13 protein-coding genes and 2 tRNA genes are annotated in these 12,417 nt (G+C 56.2%); 10 read left to right on the forward strand and 5 right to left on the reverse strand.

Annotated elements, in window-relative coordinates; translation table 11 throughout:
* Positions 1-141: 141 nt before the first annotated feature.
* On the forward strand, positions 142-1,764 hold the full coding sequence (locus HMPREF1249_RS05890; protein ID WP_021775972.1) for a dipeptidase: 1,623 nt from the start codon (positions 142-144) through the stop codon (positions 1,762-1,764).
* 342 nt (positions 1,765-2,106) lie between these two features.
* Here HMPREF1249_RS05890 and HMPREF1249_RS05895 read toward each other — a convergent pair.
* Positions 2,107-2,196 (reverse strand) — tRNA-Ser (locus tag HMPREF1249_RS05895).
* Between the two features lie 335 nt (positions 2,197-2,531).
* On the opposite strand from HMPREF1249_RS05895, the gene HMPREF1249_RS05900 reads away from it, so the two are divergent.
* From HMPREF1249_RS05900 to atpC, 8 genes are read left to right on the forward strand one after another with little or no spacing between them, the layout of a single operon-like run.
* Entirely contained in the window at positions 2,532-3,206 is a 675-nt protein-coding gene (locus HMPREF1249_RS05900; protein WP_008520833.1) for a F0F1 ATP synthase subunit A, read from the forward strand.
* An 18-nt stretch (positions 3,207-3,224) separates the two neighbouring features.
* Positions 3,225-3,443: an ATP synthase F0 subunit C gene (atpE, locus tag HMPREF1249_RS05905; protein WP_008520831.1), complete on the forward strand. Its 219-nt coding sequence runs from the start codon at positions 3,225-3,227 to the stop codon at positions 3,441-3,443.
* A 9-nt stretch (positions 3,444-3,452) separates the two neighbouring features.
* Positions 3,453-3,932 carry a F0F1 ATP synthase subunit B gene (gene atpF / locus HMPREF1249_RS05910; RefSeq protein WP_021775970.1) on the forward strand — a complete coding sequence of 160 codons (480 nt, stop codon included), beginning with the start codon at positions 3,453-3,455 and terminating at the stop codon, positions 3,930-3,932.
* Entirely contained in the window at positions 3,929-4,432 is a 504-nt protein-coding gene (locus tag HMPREF1249_RS05915) for a F0F1 ATP synthase subunit delta (RefSeq protein WP_008520828.1), read from the forward strand. The genes atpF and HMPREF1249_RS05915 overlap by 4 nt, the downstream gene beginning before the upstream one ends.
* Position 4,433: 1 nt before the next feature.
* On the forward strand, positions 4,434-5,948 hold the full coding sequence (gene atpA / locus HMPREF1249_RS05920; protein WP_021775984.1) for a F0F1 ATP synthase subunit alpha: 1,515 nt from the start codon (positions 4,434-4,436) through the stop codon (positions 5,946-5,948).
* Entirely contained in the window at positions 5,936-6,805 is an 870-nt protein-coding gene (gene atpG / locus HMPREF1249_RS05925; protein ID WP_008520826.1) for an ATP synthase F1 subunit gamma, read from the forward strand. Before atpA ends, atpG begins: the two co-directional genes overlap by 13 nt.
* A 9-nt stretch (positions 6,806-6,814) precedes the next feature.
* Complete coding sequence (gene atpD / locus HMPREF1249_RS05930; RefSeq protein ID WP_008520823.1) at positions 6,815-8,203, forward strand: F0F1 ATP synthase subunit beta; 1,389 nt, start codon at positions 6,815-6,817, stop codon at positions 8,201-8,203.
* Positions 8,200-8,607 carry an ATP synthase F1 subunit epsilon gene (atpC, locus tag HMPREF1249_RS05935; protein WP_008520821.1) on the forward strand — a complete coding sequence of 136 codons (408 nt, stop codon included), beginning with the start codon at positions 8,200-8,202 and terminating at the stop codon, positions 8,605-8,607. The genes atpD and atpC overlap by 4 nt, the downstream gene beginning before the upstream one ends.
* A 102-nt stretch (positions 8,608-8,709) precedes the next feature.
* Here the strand turns inward: atpC and tadA are convergent, their stop codons facing one another.
* Together tadA and HMPREF1249_RS05945 are read right to left on the reverse strand one after the other, a co-directional pair.
* Positions 8,710-9,210 (reverse strand): tRNA adenosine(34) deaminase TadA, encoded by a 501-nt coding sequence (tadA, locus tag HMPREF1249_RS05940; protein WP_008520818.1) that lies wholly within the window; start codon positions 9,208-9,210, stop codon positions 8,710-8,712.
* Between the two features lie 116 nt (positions 9,211-9,326).
* Positions 9,327-9,402 (reverse strand) — tRNA-Arg (locus HMPREF1249_RS05945).
* Between the two features lie 174 nt (positions 9,403-9,576).
* Between HMPREF1249_RS05945 and relB the strand changes: the two genes are divergently transcribed.
* Entirely contained in the window at positions 9,577-9,774 is a 198-nt protein-coding gene (gene relB / locus HMPREF1249_RS08240; protein ID WP_008520816.1) for a type II toxin-antitoxin system RelB family antitoxin, read from the forward strand.
* 427 nt (positions 9,775-10,201) lie between these two features.
* On the opposite strand, the gene HMPREF1249_RS05950 is transcribed toward relB, so the two are convergent.
* Positions 10,202-11,155: a zeta toxin family protein gene (locus HMPREF1249_RS05950; protein WP_008520812.1), complete on the reverse strand. Its 954-nt coding sequence runs from the start codon at positions 11,153-11,155 to the stop codon at positions 10,202-10,204.
* Positions 11,156-11,547: 392 nt separating this feature from the next.
* Positions 11,548-12,168, reverse strand: coding sequence for an L-2-amino-thiazoline-4-carboxylic acid hydrolase (locus HMPREF1249_RS05955; RefSeq protein WP_021775980.1), 621 nt, complete (start codon positions 12,166-12,168; stop codon positions 11,548-11,550).
* Between the last annotated feature and the right edge of the window lie 249 nt (positions 12,169-12,417).

Below are 12,417 nucleotides of genomic sequence, written 5' to 3' on the forward strand. Positions count from 1 at the left end.
ACGAGCCGACCGACCGGCTACAAAACACGTCTTCATGTACCGGAGGCAACGCCAAAAGTGAAATAAAACACGATATAATATCGCACAAGTAGCACAATAAAACATCTGGGGACTTCGTCCCCGCCTCGAGGAGGAGACCGAATGAAAAAAGCTGCCCCGCTCGTTGGACTGATCGCTTCTCTTGTCCTCTCGTCTGCCGCGTTCGGCTGCACCGTGTTCGCCGTGGGCAAAAACGCCTCGGCCGATGGGACGGCGATGATCTCGCACACCTGCGACTCGTTGAGCGATCACTTTGGTCTGAAGCTGATCGCCGCCGCCGATCACCCGGCAGGAAGCGAGCGGCTCATTACCCAGCACGGAGTCGGCAAGGCGCCCGACGAAGCCGACGTGCCGATGTCGAAGATTCCTGAAGCTCCCCACACGTATCGATACTTGACGTCCCAATACGCCTTCATCAACGAAAAAGGGCTGGCGATGGGCGAAAGCACCATGTCCATGACAGCCGACGACGAGCACAGCCAGCGGGCGAAAAAGCTGATGATCGAGAACGCCTTCGGCCTGATGAACTGCTATAACCTGCAGGAAATCGCCCTCGAGCGCTGCGCGACTGCCCGCGAAGCGGTCGAGCTCATGGGACAGTTGGTTAGCAAGTACGGTTGGTTCTCGGACGGCGAGACGATGCCGATTACCGACGGCAACGAGACGTGGGTCTTTGAGGTATACGGCAATACGATGTGGGCCGCGTGGCGCGTGCCAGACGACGAAATATTCGTTGCGGCCAACCGGGCTCGGCTCTGTCATCTTGACCTGACCGACAAGGCGAACGTCTTGGCCGCGCCGGATATGATCGACTACGCGGTTAAGAACGGCCTGATCTCCCCAAAGGACGCCAATCCGAAGGACTTCAGCCCCGCCGAGGTCTTCTACCCGACAATCCGTCTGTACTCGTCGCTGCGCGAGTGGCGCGCCCTGTCCGTTTTTGCCCCGTCGGCAAAGCTGGATCCGTGGGCGTACCGCTTCCCGCTGTCGGTCAAGCCGGATAAGAAAGTGACCGTCGCCGACCTGTTCGCCCTGCAGGGCGATTGGTACGGCGGCACGCCGTTTGACCTGAGCAAGGGCAAGGCCGCTGGCCCTTGGGGAAATCCGACCCGCTACCGCAAGCAGCTCAATTTGGGATATAAGGACTGCGAGTACCCCCGGGCGATCAACGACTACCGTCAGACGTACGTTCAGATTTGCCAAGTCGACGGCCGGCTCCCGGACGAGATTAAGGGCGTCGTATGGTTTGGCTACGGCGCCGCCGACACGACGTACTTGACGCCGCTCTGGGCATCGATGAGCGAACTGCCGGCGCTCTACTCAACCGGCACGCGCCGCACTCCCTATACGCCCGAATCGGGCTGGTGGAGCTGCATTCGGGTTCAGAGCATTGCGGACTGGCGGTATCAGCCGATCCGAGCCGAGATTCACGAGGCGAGAACGCCCCGAATGAACGAACAGTTTGCTCGGGTTCCCGAACTGCTGAAACAGAGCGCGGAACTGATCAACAAGGGCGATCGGTCAGCCGGTCTGGAGCTCATTCAGAAGTACGCCTACGACCAAGCGCAGGGCTGGCATGACGAGTGGCTCAAGCTGGGCGACCGGCTGTTCAGCAAGTACTGTCTTGGAGCTATCGACATGAACCTGACGCCCTTCCCCGAAGAGTGGGCCGAGTCGATCGCCGACGGGCCGTTCGTCCGTCCCGACGGAACCGGCGGCAAATAAGCAAATAAAAAGACGCCCCTTCGGGCGTCTTTTTATTTTTTCTCAAGGCCAATCGGGCAGGGGCTCTAAAAACTCGCCGCGGCGACAGCGTCGCTGGACGAGCCAACGCGGCGGTCAAGGCCCCGCAAGCCGAGGGAAAACGCCGTTTTCGGCAAGCGCACTCACAGCCCCCGCGCCCGTTCATCACGGTGCCCAATATGAGGCAAGGTTCCCCAAGCCTTATTTATTAACGGCCTCTCACTTCCCGTTCTATTGAGACGAACCGACCAGCAAACCATTTTCGAGCGTTCAGCATAAAAAAGCCGCCGGTCTGCAGCCGGCGGCAAGTTTTGTTTTTGTATCTGGCGGAGAGGGAGAGATTTGAACTCTCGGAGGAGCAAGCCCCTCACTTGATTTCGAGTCAAGCGCTTTCGACCGCTCAGCCACCTCTCCGCGACGCGTGCCATTATATCATAAAAATTCAGGCTGTGAACAGCCGGCTTCTCTCCTCCTGCTACCCTTTGAGCAGGGGCCCCTCGGTTCATTCCCAGTCTCCTTCAAAACGACACGGCGAGCCTCCAATGAGGTGCCATGTCATCTTTTTTTCAACTTTTTGCCGAACGGCTCGGGGCGAGGGACAACAAGTCTATTTCCAAACAATATGATATTCTTTTGAATATACCCTGCAGAATATCGTATATTTTGTCATTTTCAGAATCCATTATTTTTTAGCCTTGTACTTTTCTTTTAAAAGCATATACTGTGAGCGCTTAAAAAGGAGGTGACGGGTGACGGGTACTATCTCTCAAGAGCTTCAACAGGCGGTGACGCCTCAGAGCGTAAATTTAGGACTCATTCAAGTACCTCGTTCTGTCGTCTTTTCGTGGGGCATTGTCGCCTTGTTGGGCGTTCTGTTCTTTTTAGCCGGACGCCGGGCTAAGATGCGGCCGGGAAAGCTGCAGCTGGTTGGCGAAGTCTTTGTCAAGACAATGGACGACTTTATCACCGGAACGCTTGGGGCTCGGTGCGCCGGCCTTTCGCCGTATTTTGGCGCGCTGGCTCTCTACCTTGCGGTAGCTAACCTATCGGGCCTGTTGGATTTAGTTCCGCCGACGAAGGACCTGAACGTCACAGCTGGACTGGCGCTGTGCAGCTTTTTTGTCATTTACGGGACCCTTTTAGCCGTCAAAGGGCCGAAAGGGGCTCTAAAGCGGCTGATCGAGCCCAATCCCGCCATGCTTCCTTTCAACATCATCGACATGGCGACCCGACCTCTGTCGCTGTGCATGCGGCTTTTCGGCAACATTTTCGGCGCGTTCGTCGTGATGACGCTGGTTCATCATTTGACCCCCGCGGTCGTTCCGTCGATTTTAGGGCTGTACTTCGACCTGTTCGACGGGTTGATTCAGATGGCTGTTTTCGTTTTTCTCACGCTGTTGTTCACTCAGGATGTTCTTGATTAACCGAAAGGAGCGAGTGTTATGTCTTTAACTGCTTTGGGTGCTGGGATCGCCGTTTTGACTGGCGTCGGTGCGGGAATCGGCATCGGCTTGGCAACAGGGAAGGCCTGTGAGTCGATCGCCCGTCAGCCGGAGGCCAAAAATGATGTGATGAAGACCATGTTGTTAGGGTGCGGATTGGCCGAGGCAACGGCTATTTACGGTTTCGTCGTCGCGATGGCAGTTATCCTTCTGAAGTAGGCCTGCATTATGTTCCTCAAGGTTGACTGGAATATCCTCTGGACTGTGCTCAACCTGCTGGTGCTCTATCTTCTGGCGCGCCGGTTCCTTTTCACTCCGCTTCGCCGGGCGATGAAAGCCCGTCAGGATGCTATTGCGGACGAGTTGAAGAGAGCCTCTGACGCGCGGGCTGTCGGCGAGGAACTGCAGCGCCACAACCAGGAGCAAATGCACGCGGCCAGCCGGGCGGCTTCCCGACTTGTTGACGACGCGCGGGATCACGCCGACCAAGCCTACGAGATCATTCTCGCTCAGGCGAAACAGGACTCGCGGCACGAGCTGGAAGAGATGCGGGTACGGATTGCCCGCGAAGAAGCACTTGCTAAGGAGCGGCTTCAAACGCAGACGGCTTCGCTGATTCTTGAGGCGGCGGCTAAGTTGGCCAGCCGAAAGATGACCGACGCAGACGACCTGACGCTGATCGACCGGTTCTGCCGGGGCGAAGAATGAAGACCCTGCTTCCCTTGGCCGAGGCCGCCCGGCTTGAGGGCCTGAAGAGCGTCGATTTTCTTCCGGCAATTCAGGCGCTCGAGCTCTGCCCGGAGCTCGGCCGGACTTTGGCCTCTCCCCTGCTGACTCATCAAGAAAAGTTGGGGCTGCTGTCTTCCCTCAAGTTGGATCACCGAGCGGCTAACACGTTAGTCCTGCTGGCCGAGGGCGGAAAAATCAGCCAAGCGCGCGACTTAGCCCGGTTGCTTCGGCTGCGGGCCATCGTCACCGCAGGCGGCGCCTTGGGCATTCTCTCCTCAGCCCGTCCGATCAGCGAGGAAAACCGCCATCGGCTCGAAAAAGCGACCGCCCGGCGGCTTGGTGTCTCCTTTGTAGTGCTGGAACCGCAGATTGACGCCGATCTGTACGGCGGCTTCCGAATCATCGTGTCCGGCGTCACGTACGATTATTCGCTGGCCGGAGCCCTCCGGGATTTGGGCAGTCTGCTGCTGGAGGTATAACATGCTTTCTGATGGCATTATTGAAGAACTGAGGGAGCGGATCCGCTCCTTTGATATGAAGCTGGACGCCCGGGAAACCGGACAAGTCGTCTCTTTGGCCGACGGCATTGCCACCGTGTACGGATTGAACCGGGTCACCTACGGCGAGCTGGTCGTCTTTGAGGACGACTCGCTCGGCATGGCGATGAACTTGGAGTCTGACCGAGTCGGCGTCGTCCTGTTCAGCGACGGCGGCGGCCTTCGGGAAGGCACGCTCTGCCGCCGAGGCGGACAAGCGGCTTCAGTGTCCTGCGGCGACGGACTGATTGGCCGAGTGGTTAACCCGCTGGGCGAGGCGATCGACGGCGGCGCGCCGATCGTAGGCCAAAAGGACATGCCGGTGGAACGGGAAGCGTCTGGCGTCATGTCCCGCAAGCCGGTCAACGTGCCGCTCAAAACCGGCATCTTGGCAGTCGACGCTCTTGTGCCGGTGGGCCGAGGGCAGCGGGAGCTGATCATCGGCGACCGGCAGACCGGCAAGACGACGATCGCTGTGGACGCTATTTTGAATCAGAAAGACCAGAACGTCATCTGCATATACTGCGCCATCGGCCAGAAAAACAGCTCAATCGCCCAAATTCACGCGTCCCTTCGCGCCGCTGGAGCCTTGGACTACACGTTCATCGTTTCTAGTCCGGCCAGCGACTCGCCGTCGCTCCAGTACCTCGCCCCCTACGCCGCCACGGCCATGGGCGAGTACTTTATGGATCAGGGACGGGACGTGCTGATCATCTACGACGATTTGAGCAAACACGCCGTAGCATATCGGGCCCTGTCGCTTCTTCTGCGGCGCAGCCCGGGCCGCGAGGCGTACCCCGGCGACGTGTTCTACCTGCACAGCCGACTGCTGGAGCGCAGCTGCCGACTGGAAGATCACTGGGGCGGCGGCTCGATGACCGCCCTGCCGATTATCGAAACCCAAGCCGGCGACGTGAGCGCGTATATCCCGACGAACGTCATTTCCATCACCGACGGACAGATTTACCTTGAAAGCCACCTGTTCAGATCAGGAGTCCGCCCTGCCGTCAACACCGGCCTGTCGGTCAGCCGAGTGGGAGGCGCCGCCCAGCCGGCAGGAATCCGCGCTTTGGCCGGAAACCTGCGGGTCACTCTGGCGCGTTTTGCCGAGTTGGAAGTGTTCACCCAGTTCGCCGGCGACTTGGACGACGCCACGAGAGAAGCGTTGGACTCCGGGCACAGGCTGACAGAGGTCCTCAAACAGACGCCTGGCTCGTCTCTTTCGACCGCCGGCCAGTTAGTCACGCTGTACTACGTCACAAGCGGTGGTTTCTCCGACGTGCCGCTCGCCCACGTCCGTGACTTCGCGCGGGACGTCCGCAAGTACCTTTCCCAAGAGGACGGCCCTCTCATGCAGGAACTGGAACGCGGCGAAAAGCTGACCGATGGACAAAAAGAGGCACTCGACAAACGCTTGGCGGCGTTCAAGGCCCAAGAGGCGCCTTCATGGCAGAAATAGCCGCCCTTCGCGAGCGAATCCTGAGCGTCAAACAGACCCTCAAAATCACGAGTGCCATGTACCTGATCAGCCAGGCGAAAAGCCGCCGGGCCCGCACTCAGCTCGAAAAGGTTCAGCCGTTCTTTGAAGTCATCAAAGACACCATCGCCGACGTGCTCCGTCACAGCACCATGGTAAAACACCCGTACTTTGGGGCGCCCAAGCTGTCGCACGGAGAAGCCGGGCTGGTCGTCATTTCCGGCGACAAAGGGCTTGCGGGCAGCTACAACAGGGAAGTCATCGACCTGACGCGACGCACCGCCGAGGCGTACGACAACGTGACGTTGTTCTGCGTCGGAGAAATGGGCCGGCGAATGTTTATCCAGCGGGGTATGCAGCCTGAACCGAACTTCCTGTACAGCGCCGGCGAACCGACTCTGAGCCGCGCGTGGGAGATGAGCCGCCAGCTTCTGGAGCTCTTCAAAAAGAACAAACTTCGGGAAATACTGCTCGTCTATACCCGAATGACTTCCCCGCTCAGCACGTCACCGCTCGTCCTGCCGCTTCTGCCGCTGGATCCGAACAACCCGCGCTGGCGCGATCGGTCGGTCCGCTCCGACAACGTGATGATCTACGAACCGTCGGTCGACGCCGTCATCAGCCGGCTCGTCCCGTCCTATCTGGCCGGCGTGCTCTACGCCGCCATGACCGAATCGTACTGCAGCGAAAACTGCGACCGCCGCTCGGCCATGCAGACGGCAACCGACAACGGCAACGACATGCTGAACCGGCTTTCCAAGAGGTACAACCGGCTGCGCCAAGAAATGATCACTCAGCAAATAACCGAAGTAACCGGCGGCTTTGAGGCCACCAATTAGGAGGTCGTCATGAGTCAGGGATACATAACGCAGGTGCTGGGCCCGGTGGTCGACGTCGTTTTTCCGGTCGGACAGCCGCTGCCCCGCCAGCTTGAAGCTCTCGTCGCCGCAGTCGACGGGCAGGAAAAAGTCATGGAAGCGGCGTCGGATTTAGGCAACCGCACCATTCGGTGCATCATGATGCAAAGCAGCGAAGGACTTTCCCGCGGGCTAACCGTTACCGCAACCGGCGAGGCTATCAAAGTCCCAGTCGGCAAAGAAACCCTTGGACGGCTCTTCAACCCGCTCGGCCGCGTCATCGACGGCGGCCCGGAACTGACCGACGCGGACCGCTGGTCCATCCACAGGTCTGCGCCCAAGTTCACCGAGCAGAACCCCACGGCAGAAATCATGGAAACGGGCATCAAGGTCATCGACCTGCTGGCTCCCTACACGAAAGGCGGCAAAATTGGCCTGTTCGGCGGCGCCGGCGTGGGAAAGACCGTCCTCATTCAGGAGCTCATCCACAACGTCGCCAAAGGGCACAACAGCTATTCGGTATTCACCGGCGTGGGCGAACGCACTCGCGAGGGCAACGACCTCTGGCGGGAAATGAAAGCCGGCGGCGTCTTGGACAAGACCGCCCTCGTCTTCGGACAGATGAACGAATCGCCGGGCGCCCGAATGAGAGCCGCCCTCACCGGCCTCACCATGGCCGAGTACTTCCGGGACGTAGAACATCAGGACGTCCTGCTGTTCATCGACAACATCTTCCGTTACGTCCAAGCGGGCAGCGAAGTCTCCAGCCTGATGGGTCGCCTTCCTGGCGCGGTCGGCTACCAGCCGACCTTAGCCAACGAAATGGGCAGCCTGCAGGAACGGATCACCGGCACGTCAGCCGGCTCCATCACGTCCGTTCAGGCGGTGTACGTCCCCGCCGACGACCTGACAGACCCGGCTCCGGCCACAACCTTTGCGCACCTTGACGCGACGACCGTCCTCAGCCGCCGCATCGTCGAAATGGGCATTTACCCGGCCGTGGACCCTCTGGAATCTACCAGCCGCCTCTTGGAACCTGACACCGTCGGAGCTGAGCACTACCGAATCGCCCGAGGCATACAGGAAATGCTTCAACGGTACAAAGAGCTCCAAGACATCATCGCCATCTTGGGCATGGAAGAGCTCTCCGCAGAGGACAGACTCACAGTCATGCGGGCGCGCAAGGCCCAGCAGTTCTTCTCCCAGCCGTTTGCCACCGCTCAGGCCTTCACGGGGCGGGAGGGCAAATACGTCACCCTTCGGGACACCCTGCGGTCGTTCGACGCCCTGCTGTCCGGCGAGCTGGACAAGATACCGGAAACCGCGTTCTCCATGACCGGCGGGCTGGACGACCTGCTGGCAAAGGCAAAAGAGCAATGAAAACGTTTCAGCTGGACATCGTCACGCCGCGCCAGCTGTTTTACAGCGGGCCGGCCGAACAGCTCAGCTTCCAGTCGGTTGACGGCAGCTACGGCGTCCTGCCGGGACACGAGCCGACCCTGACCGCCCTCTCTGAGGGAGAAGTCTCCTTCGTCGTCGACGGCGAGTGGCGCTACGCCGTCACCAGCGACGGTTTTGTGGAAATCATGCCGGGCTACGTGCGCATGCTCACCATGGCGGCCGTCCGCCCCGAAGACATCGACGCCCAACGCGCCCAGCGCGCCAAAGAACGCGCGCAGGAACAACTGAAACATCAACAAAATCAGCAGGACTATTTCCGCTCTCAAGCCGCCTTGGCCCGCGCCCTTACGCGACTCAAGTACGCCCGAAGGAAAAGCAGCTGATTCTTACAATATTCGCGCGGTCGACCTGCCAAGATGGCAATTGTCAAAACCGCAAAAAGGGAACCGCCGGACAGCGCCGGCGGTTCCCTTTTATATTAAAGCTCATTCGTTTCTGGACGTTTCAACGCCTTCAAATCTGCTTTGAGCCGCCAAGGACTGGCGTTTTTTCTCCCGAGCCGCCAAGAAAAAGCTCTGCAAAAGCGACCGGCACTCGTCGGCCATCAGCCCCTCGGCCACGTCGCACCGGTGATTCAGCCGCCCGTCCCGAAGGATAGAATACAGCGACCCGCAGGCCCCAGCCCTCTCGTCTCGACAGCCGAAAACGACCCGAGCGATCCGAGCTTGGACGAGGGCGCCGGCGCACATCGGACACGGCTCAAGCGTGACAAACAGCGAGCAGCCTGAAAGGTTCCAGCCCCCCAGAGCTTGAGCGGCCTCACGAAGCGCCACAATCTCCGCGTGAGCAGTCGGGTCATGCAGAGCGGCTCGAAGGTTATACCCTCGGCCGATGATATTTCCCTTCTCATCGACAACAACTGCGCCAACTGGCACTTCTCCCCCAGCAAACGCGCGCCGAGCCTCGCAGAGCGCCTGCTCCATCATCTGACAGTCAAAAGACGAAAAACAGATCGCCACTCCACAAGGCCCCCTTGATATTGATATTTTACCGAGCCGAAAAAAGGCCTCTGCGCTGACCGCAGAAGCCTCTTCTTATCTTCTGGCGCGCCGGGCAGGATTCGAACCCACGACCATCTGGTCCGAAGCCAGATGCTCTATCCACTGAGCTACCGGCGCATATAGTTTATTCTAGCACAGAAAGTGAAAAAAGGTCGTATGAATGAAAGAAGGTTCAATGGCTGAAAAACGTTATCAATCGCCGAAGAGGCTATAATTAAACTGCCTTGGTATACGAGAAAAAGATCGCAGTAAAAGAGGTGTCCATACACCTTTTTGCAACTTACAGGACAAATGCAAGCCAGACTGCGTGCAGTAGCGGAAAAATCCGGTCACACGGAGCAGTGGCACGTCGAACAGGCACTAAATCAGTATCTTGAAGATTTAGAAGACGCGGCTATCGGTGATGAGGCATATCAAGAGTATTTGCGTTCTGGGAAAAAGTCTTACTCAATGGAAGAAGTGCGGAAAGCCTGCGGATTAGACAATTGATTTAATAAATCAAGGACAAAGGCGGTCTACCCTAATGGGCAGACCGCATTGTTGTTATTGCTTCGTCGATTTTTGTTATGTTCCATTCTTGTTTTCTCGTTTTGTCGCCTTCCGTTATCGTTGGTGCGTATCCGATCGGTCTGTGAACACATCAGACATCTCCTCCCACTGGGGCTTTTCTTTTGTGGCTCTAAATCAACGGTACGCTCATGTGCCCACACAGGTTCATTACGTTTCGCTCCCAATCTCCCGCCTTCTGATGGAACAGGAATAAACGTCAGAGACAACGCTAAAGCCATATGGGAACTGGCTATTAAAGGGAAATCATCTTTGGAAACAATTTAATAATAAACACAAGGCCCCGCCGAAGGGGTGGGGCCTTGTGTTTCTATAAACTTCAATGAACGTTTGGCATTTTTCGCCTCCATCAAACTCGATGATTCGCTTCCTGGGCGAGCTCTTGGCCGCGCTTTTCTCTGATTGCCAGTACTTCTTCGGCTGCCGAATTTTTTGAATGCGGAATTTCAGTCCCTTCTAAATCATAAATCCGTATCTCGTCGGCAAGACCTCCTTTTTCAATCCGCTGCAAAGTCAATGGCATTCGGGCATAGGCTTCATCATGGCTTGCCCTGGACACCTTACGTCCATAGCCGGTCGCTTGCAGTCCCCGCTGGTATCGTTTCTCACAGCGTTCCCAACTGTCATTTTCATGTACCGCCTTAACGCAAGCTGTAACTCTGTAACCTTCTTTTTTTAGAGTTAACAGCGTGGTGCATAGCGGCTCGTCCTGTCGCATTGTGCTCTCAAAAGCAATGGTGAAGTGCCGTTCGATCGCTTCGTCGAAAATTTCTTTCGTCCACCGGCGAACTTCAGGATCTGTAAGTTCTGCCATATGTTCAGGATCCTTTTCCATCATCTGGTGATAATTCGGGTGGGCCGATCGAAACTCGTCTCCGTTGATAGTCACGATGTCCTTTCCTCTTGCCAACGACGGTAAAAGCGTGCTTTTCCCTGAGCCAGGCTGACCGCCGAGGATAAAAATTTCCGGGTGCTCCGAGGAGACGACGTGCTTAAAGACTTTTTCTCGGAGTTTTTGAAGGACGCGGCCGTACTCTTTAATAGATAAAGTTTGACATTCATGAGCTTTTCCGTAACGAGCGAACACGCTCTGAATGGCTTGAAAGTCGTCCGGCTGAAGAGAGACTTTTTCATCCCACAGGGCCTGTGACTCCGCCGTCAATTTTTCTATTTTTGACTGATCGGGATTTTCTTTTCCTTCCTCTGCGATAATTTCAGTCGTCAAAAGCCCCGACTGAATCGCCAACATTTCACACGCCACCTCATAGTCCACCGTTGCCAAAAACTTGCGGTTACTGGCCATTCGTTCCCCTTCTTTCTCTGTTCGGCTAAGCTGTTCATTTTCACGCTTCAAGCGGCGGTCGTTCTGTGTTTCGGTCGATAGTTAATGAAGGAACCTTTCGACCCAATCAATCTCTGAGCCCTCGCCCTGACGAAGTTCAGCAGGACAGAAAGACAATATATCTGTATGACACCACGCGAGTAATAAATGAAAATACAAGGGCAATGCTTTGCTCTGCCCTCTCCCTCTGTGAGACGTGTTACAGCTAGAGCGAAGTTTTGACGCTGACGGTAAGGAGTGCACAAAGGCCTATCGACGGGCAAATATGGAAATTGCGTCCGTTCAGCGATGGACTCTCTTGATATCCGGCCTTAAAGATTGAATGAAGGTGGCGACGCTAACTCGTGCCTCATCTATGCCTTGTGGTCATAATGGCAGTCGCAGCAAGACCCGCCGGACGCGAGTGTAGACTTTCTGGTAAATACCGAGTGATTCATAGCCGCCATGTCATAATCCAACGCACAAAGAGCCGGCGTATATTCAAAGTATCCCCACTTTTTCATCAGATAACAGATTCCGCAGCTTGTAAAAACGGCTGTGTACTGATTTATGCTTTCTCCATCTTGAACGGTAAAACGCCAGTCATACGGGTTGGTTACCGTCTGACTGAAGGCGGCGTCCGCCTTTAATTTAGCGCGGCCTTTAGGAGTATAAGAATCACTTTTGATTGCTGCCAATTTCATAAAAAAATTATCGCACATCGCCTTGCGGAAATAATTTTTCATCTGCTCTACGGTCGGATGGAATGGCAAATTCATTAGCACTGCGAGGAAAAGAGACGCACTCAAAATACAGACTTTAAATCGGCTCTTCTTGTCAAACTCGTCCACTTCCGAAAGGATTTTCTTATAATCCCTGTGAGCCGCCGCCATTACGAACCTGGCATCTTCAACCTGCAATTCACTTTTCAAAGCTCTTTCAAAACTTCCATGAAACGCTGCCCACATGAATTTTAGCATGATTCCATATTTCATAGTCAATCTCCCCGCTTGTCCTAGGTATCATCTAGAAAAACGTGATATTGTGAAAATTACGTGCAAATAAAAATTCCTTAGTGCAAGATTTCGCGTTTCATTGCACTAAGCGCACCCCTTAGTGCAAGATTTGGCGTTTCATTGCACTAAGCGCCCCCTTATTGCAGGATTTCGCGTTTCATTACAATAAGAGCAACCTCTATTGCAGGATTTCGCTTTTCATTACAATAAGAAGGCCACTCGCTTTTT

Source organism: Jonquetella sp. BV3C21 (genome assembly GCF_000468895.1).
GTDB lineage: Bacteria > Synergistota > Synergistia > Synergistales > Dethiosulfovibrionaceae > Jonquetella > Jonquetella anthropi.

Bases quoted from the DNA above. Each gene is read 5' to 3' on its own strand.
- atpD (WP_008520823.1), top strand. From the start codon at position 6,815: ATGAGTCAGGGATACATAACGCAGGTGCTGGGCCCGGTGGTCGACGTC.
- atpE (WP_008520831.1), top strand. From the start codon at position 3,225: ATGTCTTTAACTGCTTTGGGTGCTGGGATCGCCGTTTTGACTGGCGTC.
- HMPREF1249_RS05890 (WP_021775972.1), top strand. From the start codon at position 142: ATGAAAAAAGCTGCCCCGCTCGTTGGACTGATCGCTTCTCTTGTCCTC.
- HMPREF1249_RS05955 (WP_021775980.1), bottom strand. From the start codon at position 12,168: ATGAAATATGGAATCATGCTAAAATTCATGTGGGCAGCGTTTCATGGA.
- HMPREF1249_RS05915 (WP_008520828.1), top strand. From the start codon at position 3,929: ATGAAGACCCTGCTTCCCTTGGCCGAGGCCGCCCGGCTTGAGGGCCTG.
- atpA (WP_021775984.1), top strand. From the start codon at position 4,434: ATGCTTTCTGATGGCATTATTGAAGAACTGAGGGAGCGGATCCGCTCC.
- relB (WP_008520816.1), top strand. From the start codon at position 9,577: ATGCAAGCCAGACTGCGTGCAGTAGCGGAAAAATCCGGTCACACGGAG.
- atpF (WP_021775970.1), top strand. From the start codon at position 3,453: ATGTTCCTCAAGGTTGACTGGAATATCCTCTGGACTGTGCTCAACCTG.
- HMPREF1249_RS05950 (WP_008520812.1), bottom strand. From the start codon at position 11,155: ATGGCCAGTAACCGCAAGTTTTTGGCAACGGTGGACTATGAGGTGGCG.
- tadA (WP_008520818.1), bottom strand. From the start codon at position 9,210: ATGATGGAGCAGGCGCTCTGCGAGGCTCGGCGCGCGTTTGCTGGGGGA.
- atpG (WP_008520826.1), top strand. From the start codon at position 5,936: ATGGCAGAAATAGCCGCCCTTCGCGAGCGAATCCTGAGCGTCAAACAG.
- atpC (WP_008520821.1), top strand. From the start codon at position 8,200: ATGAAAACGTTTCAGCTGGACATCGTCACGCCGCGCCAGCTGTTTTAC.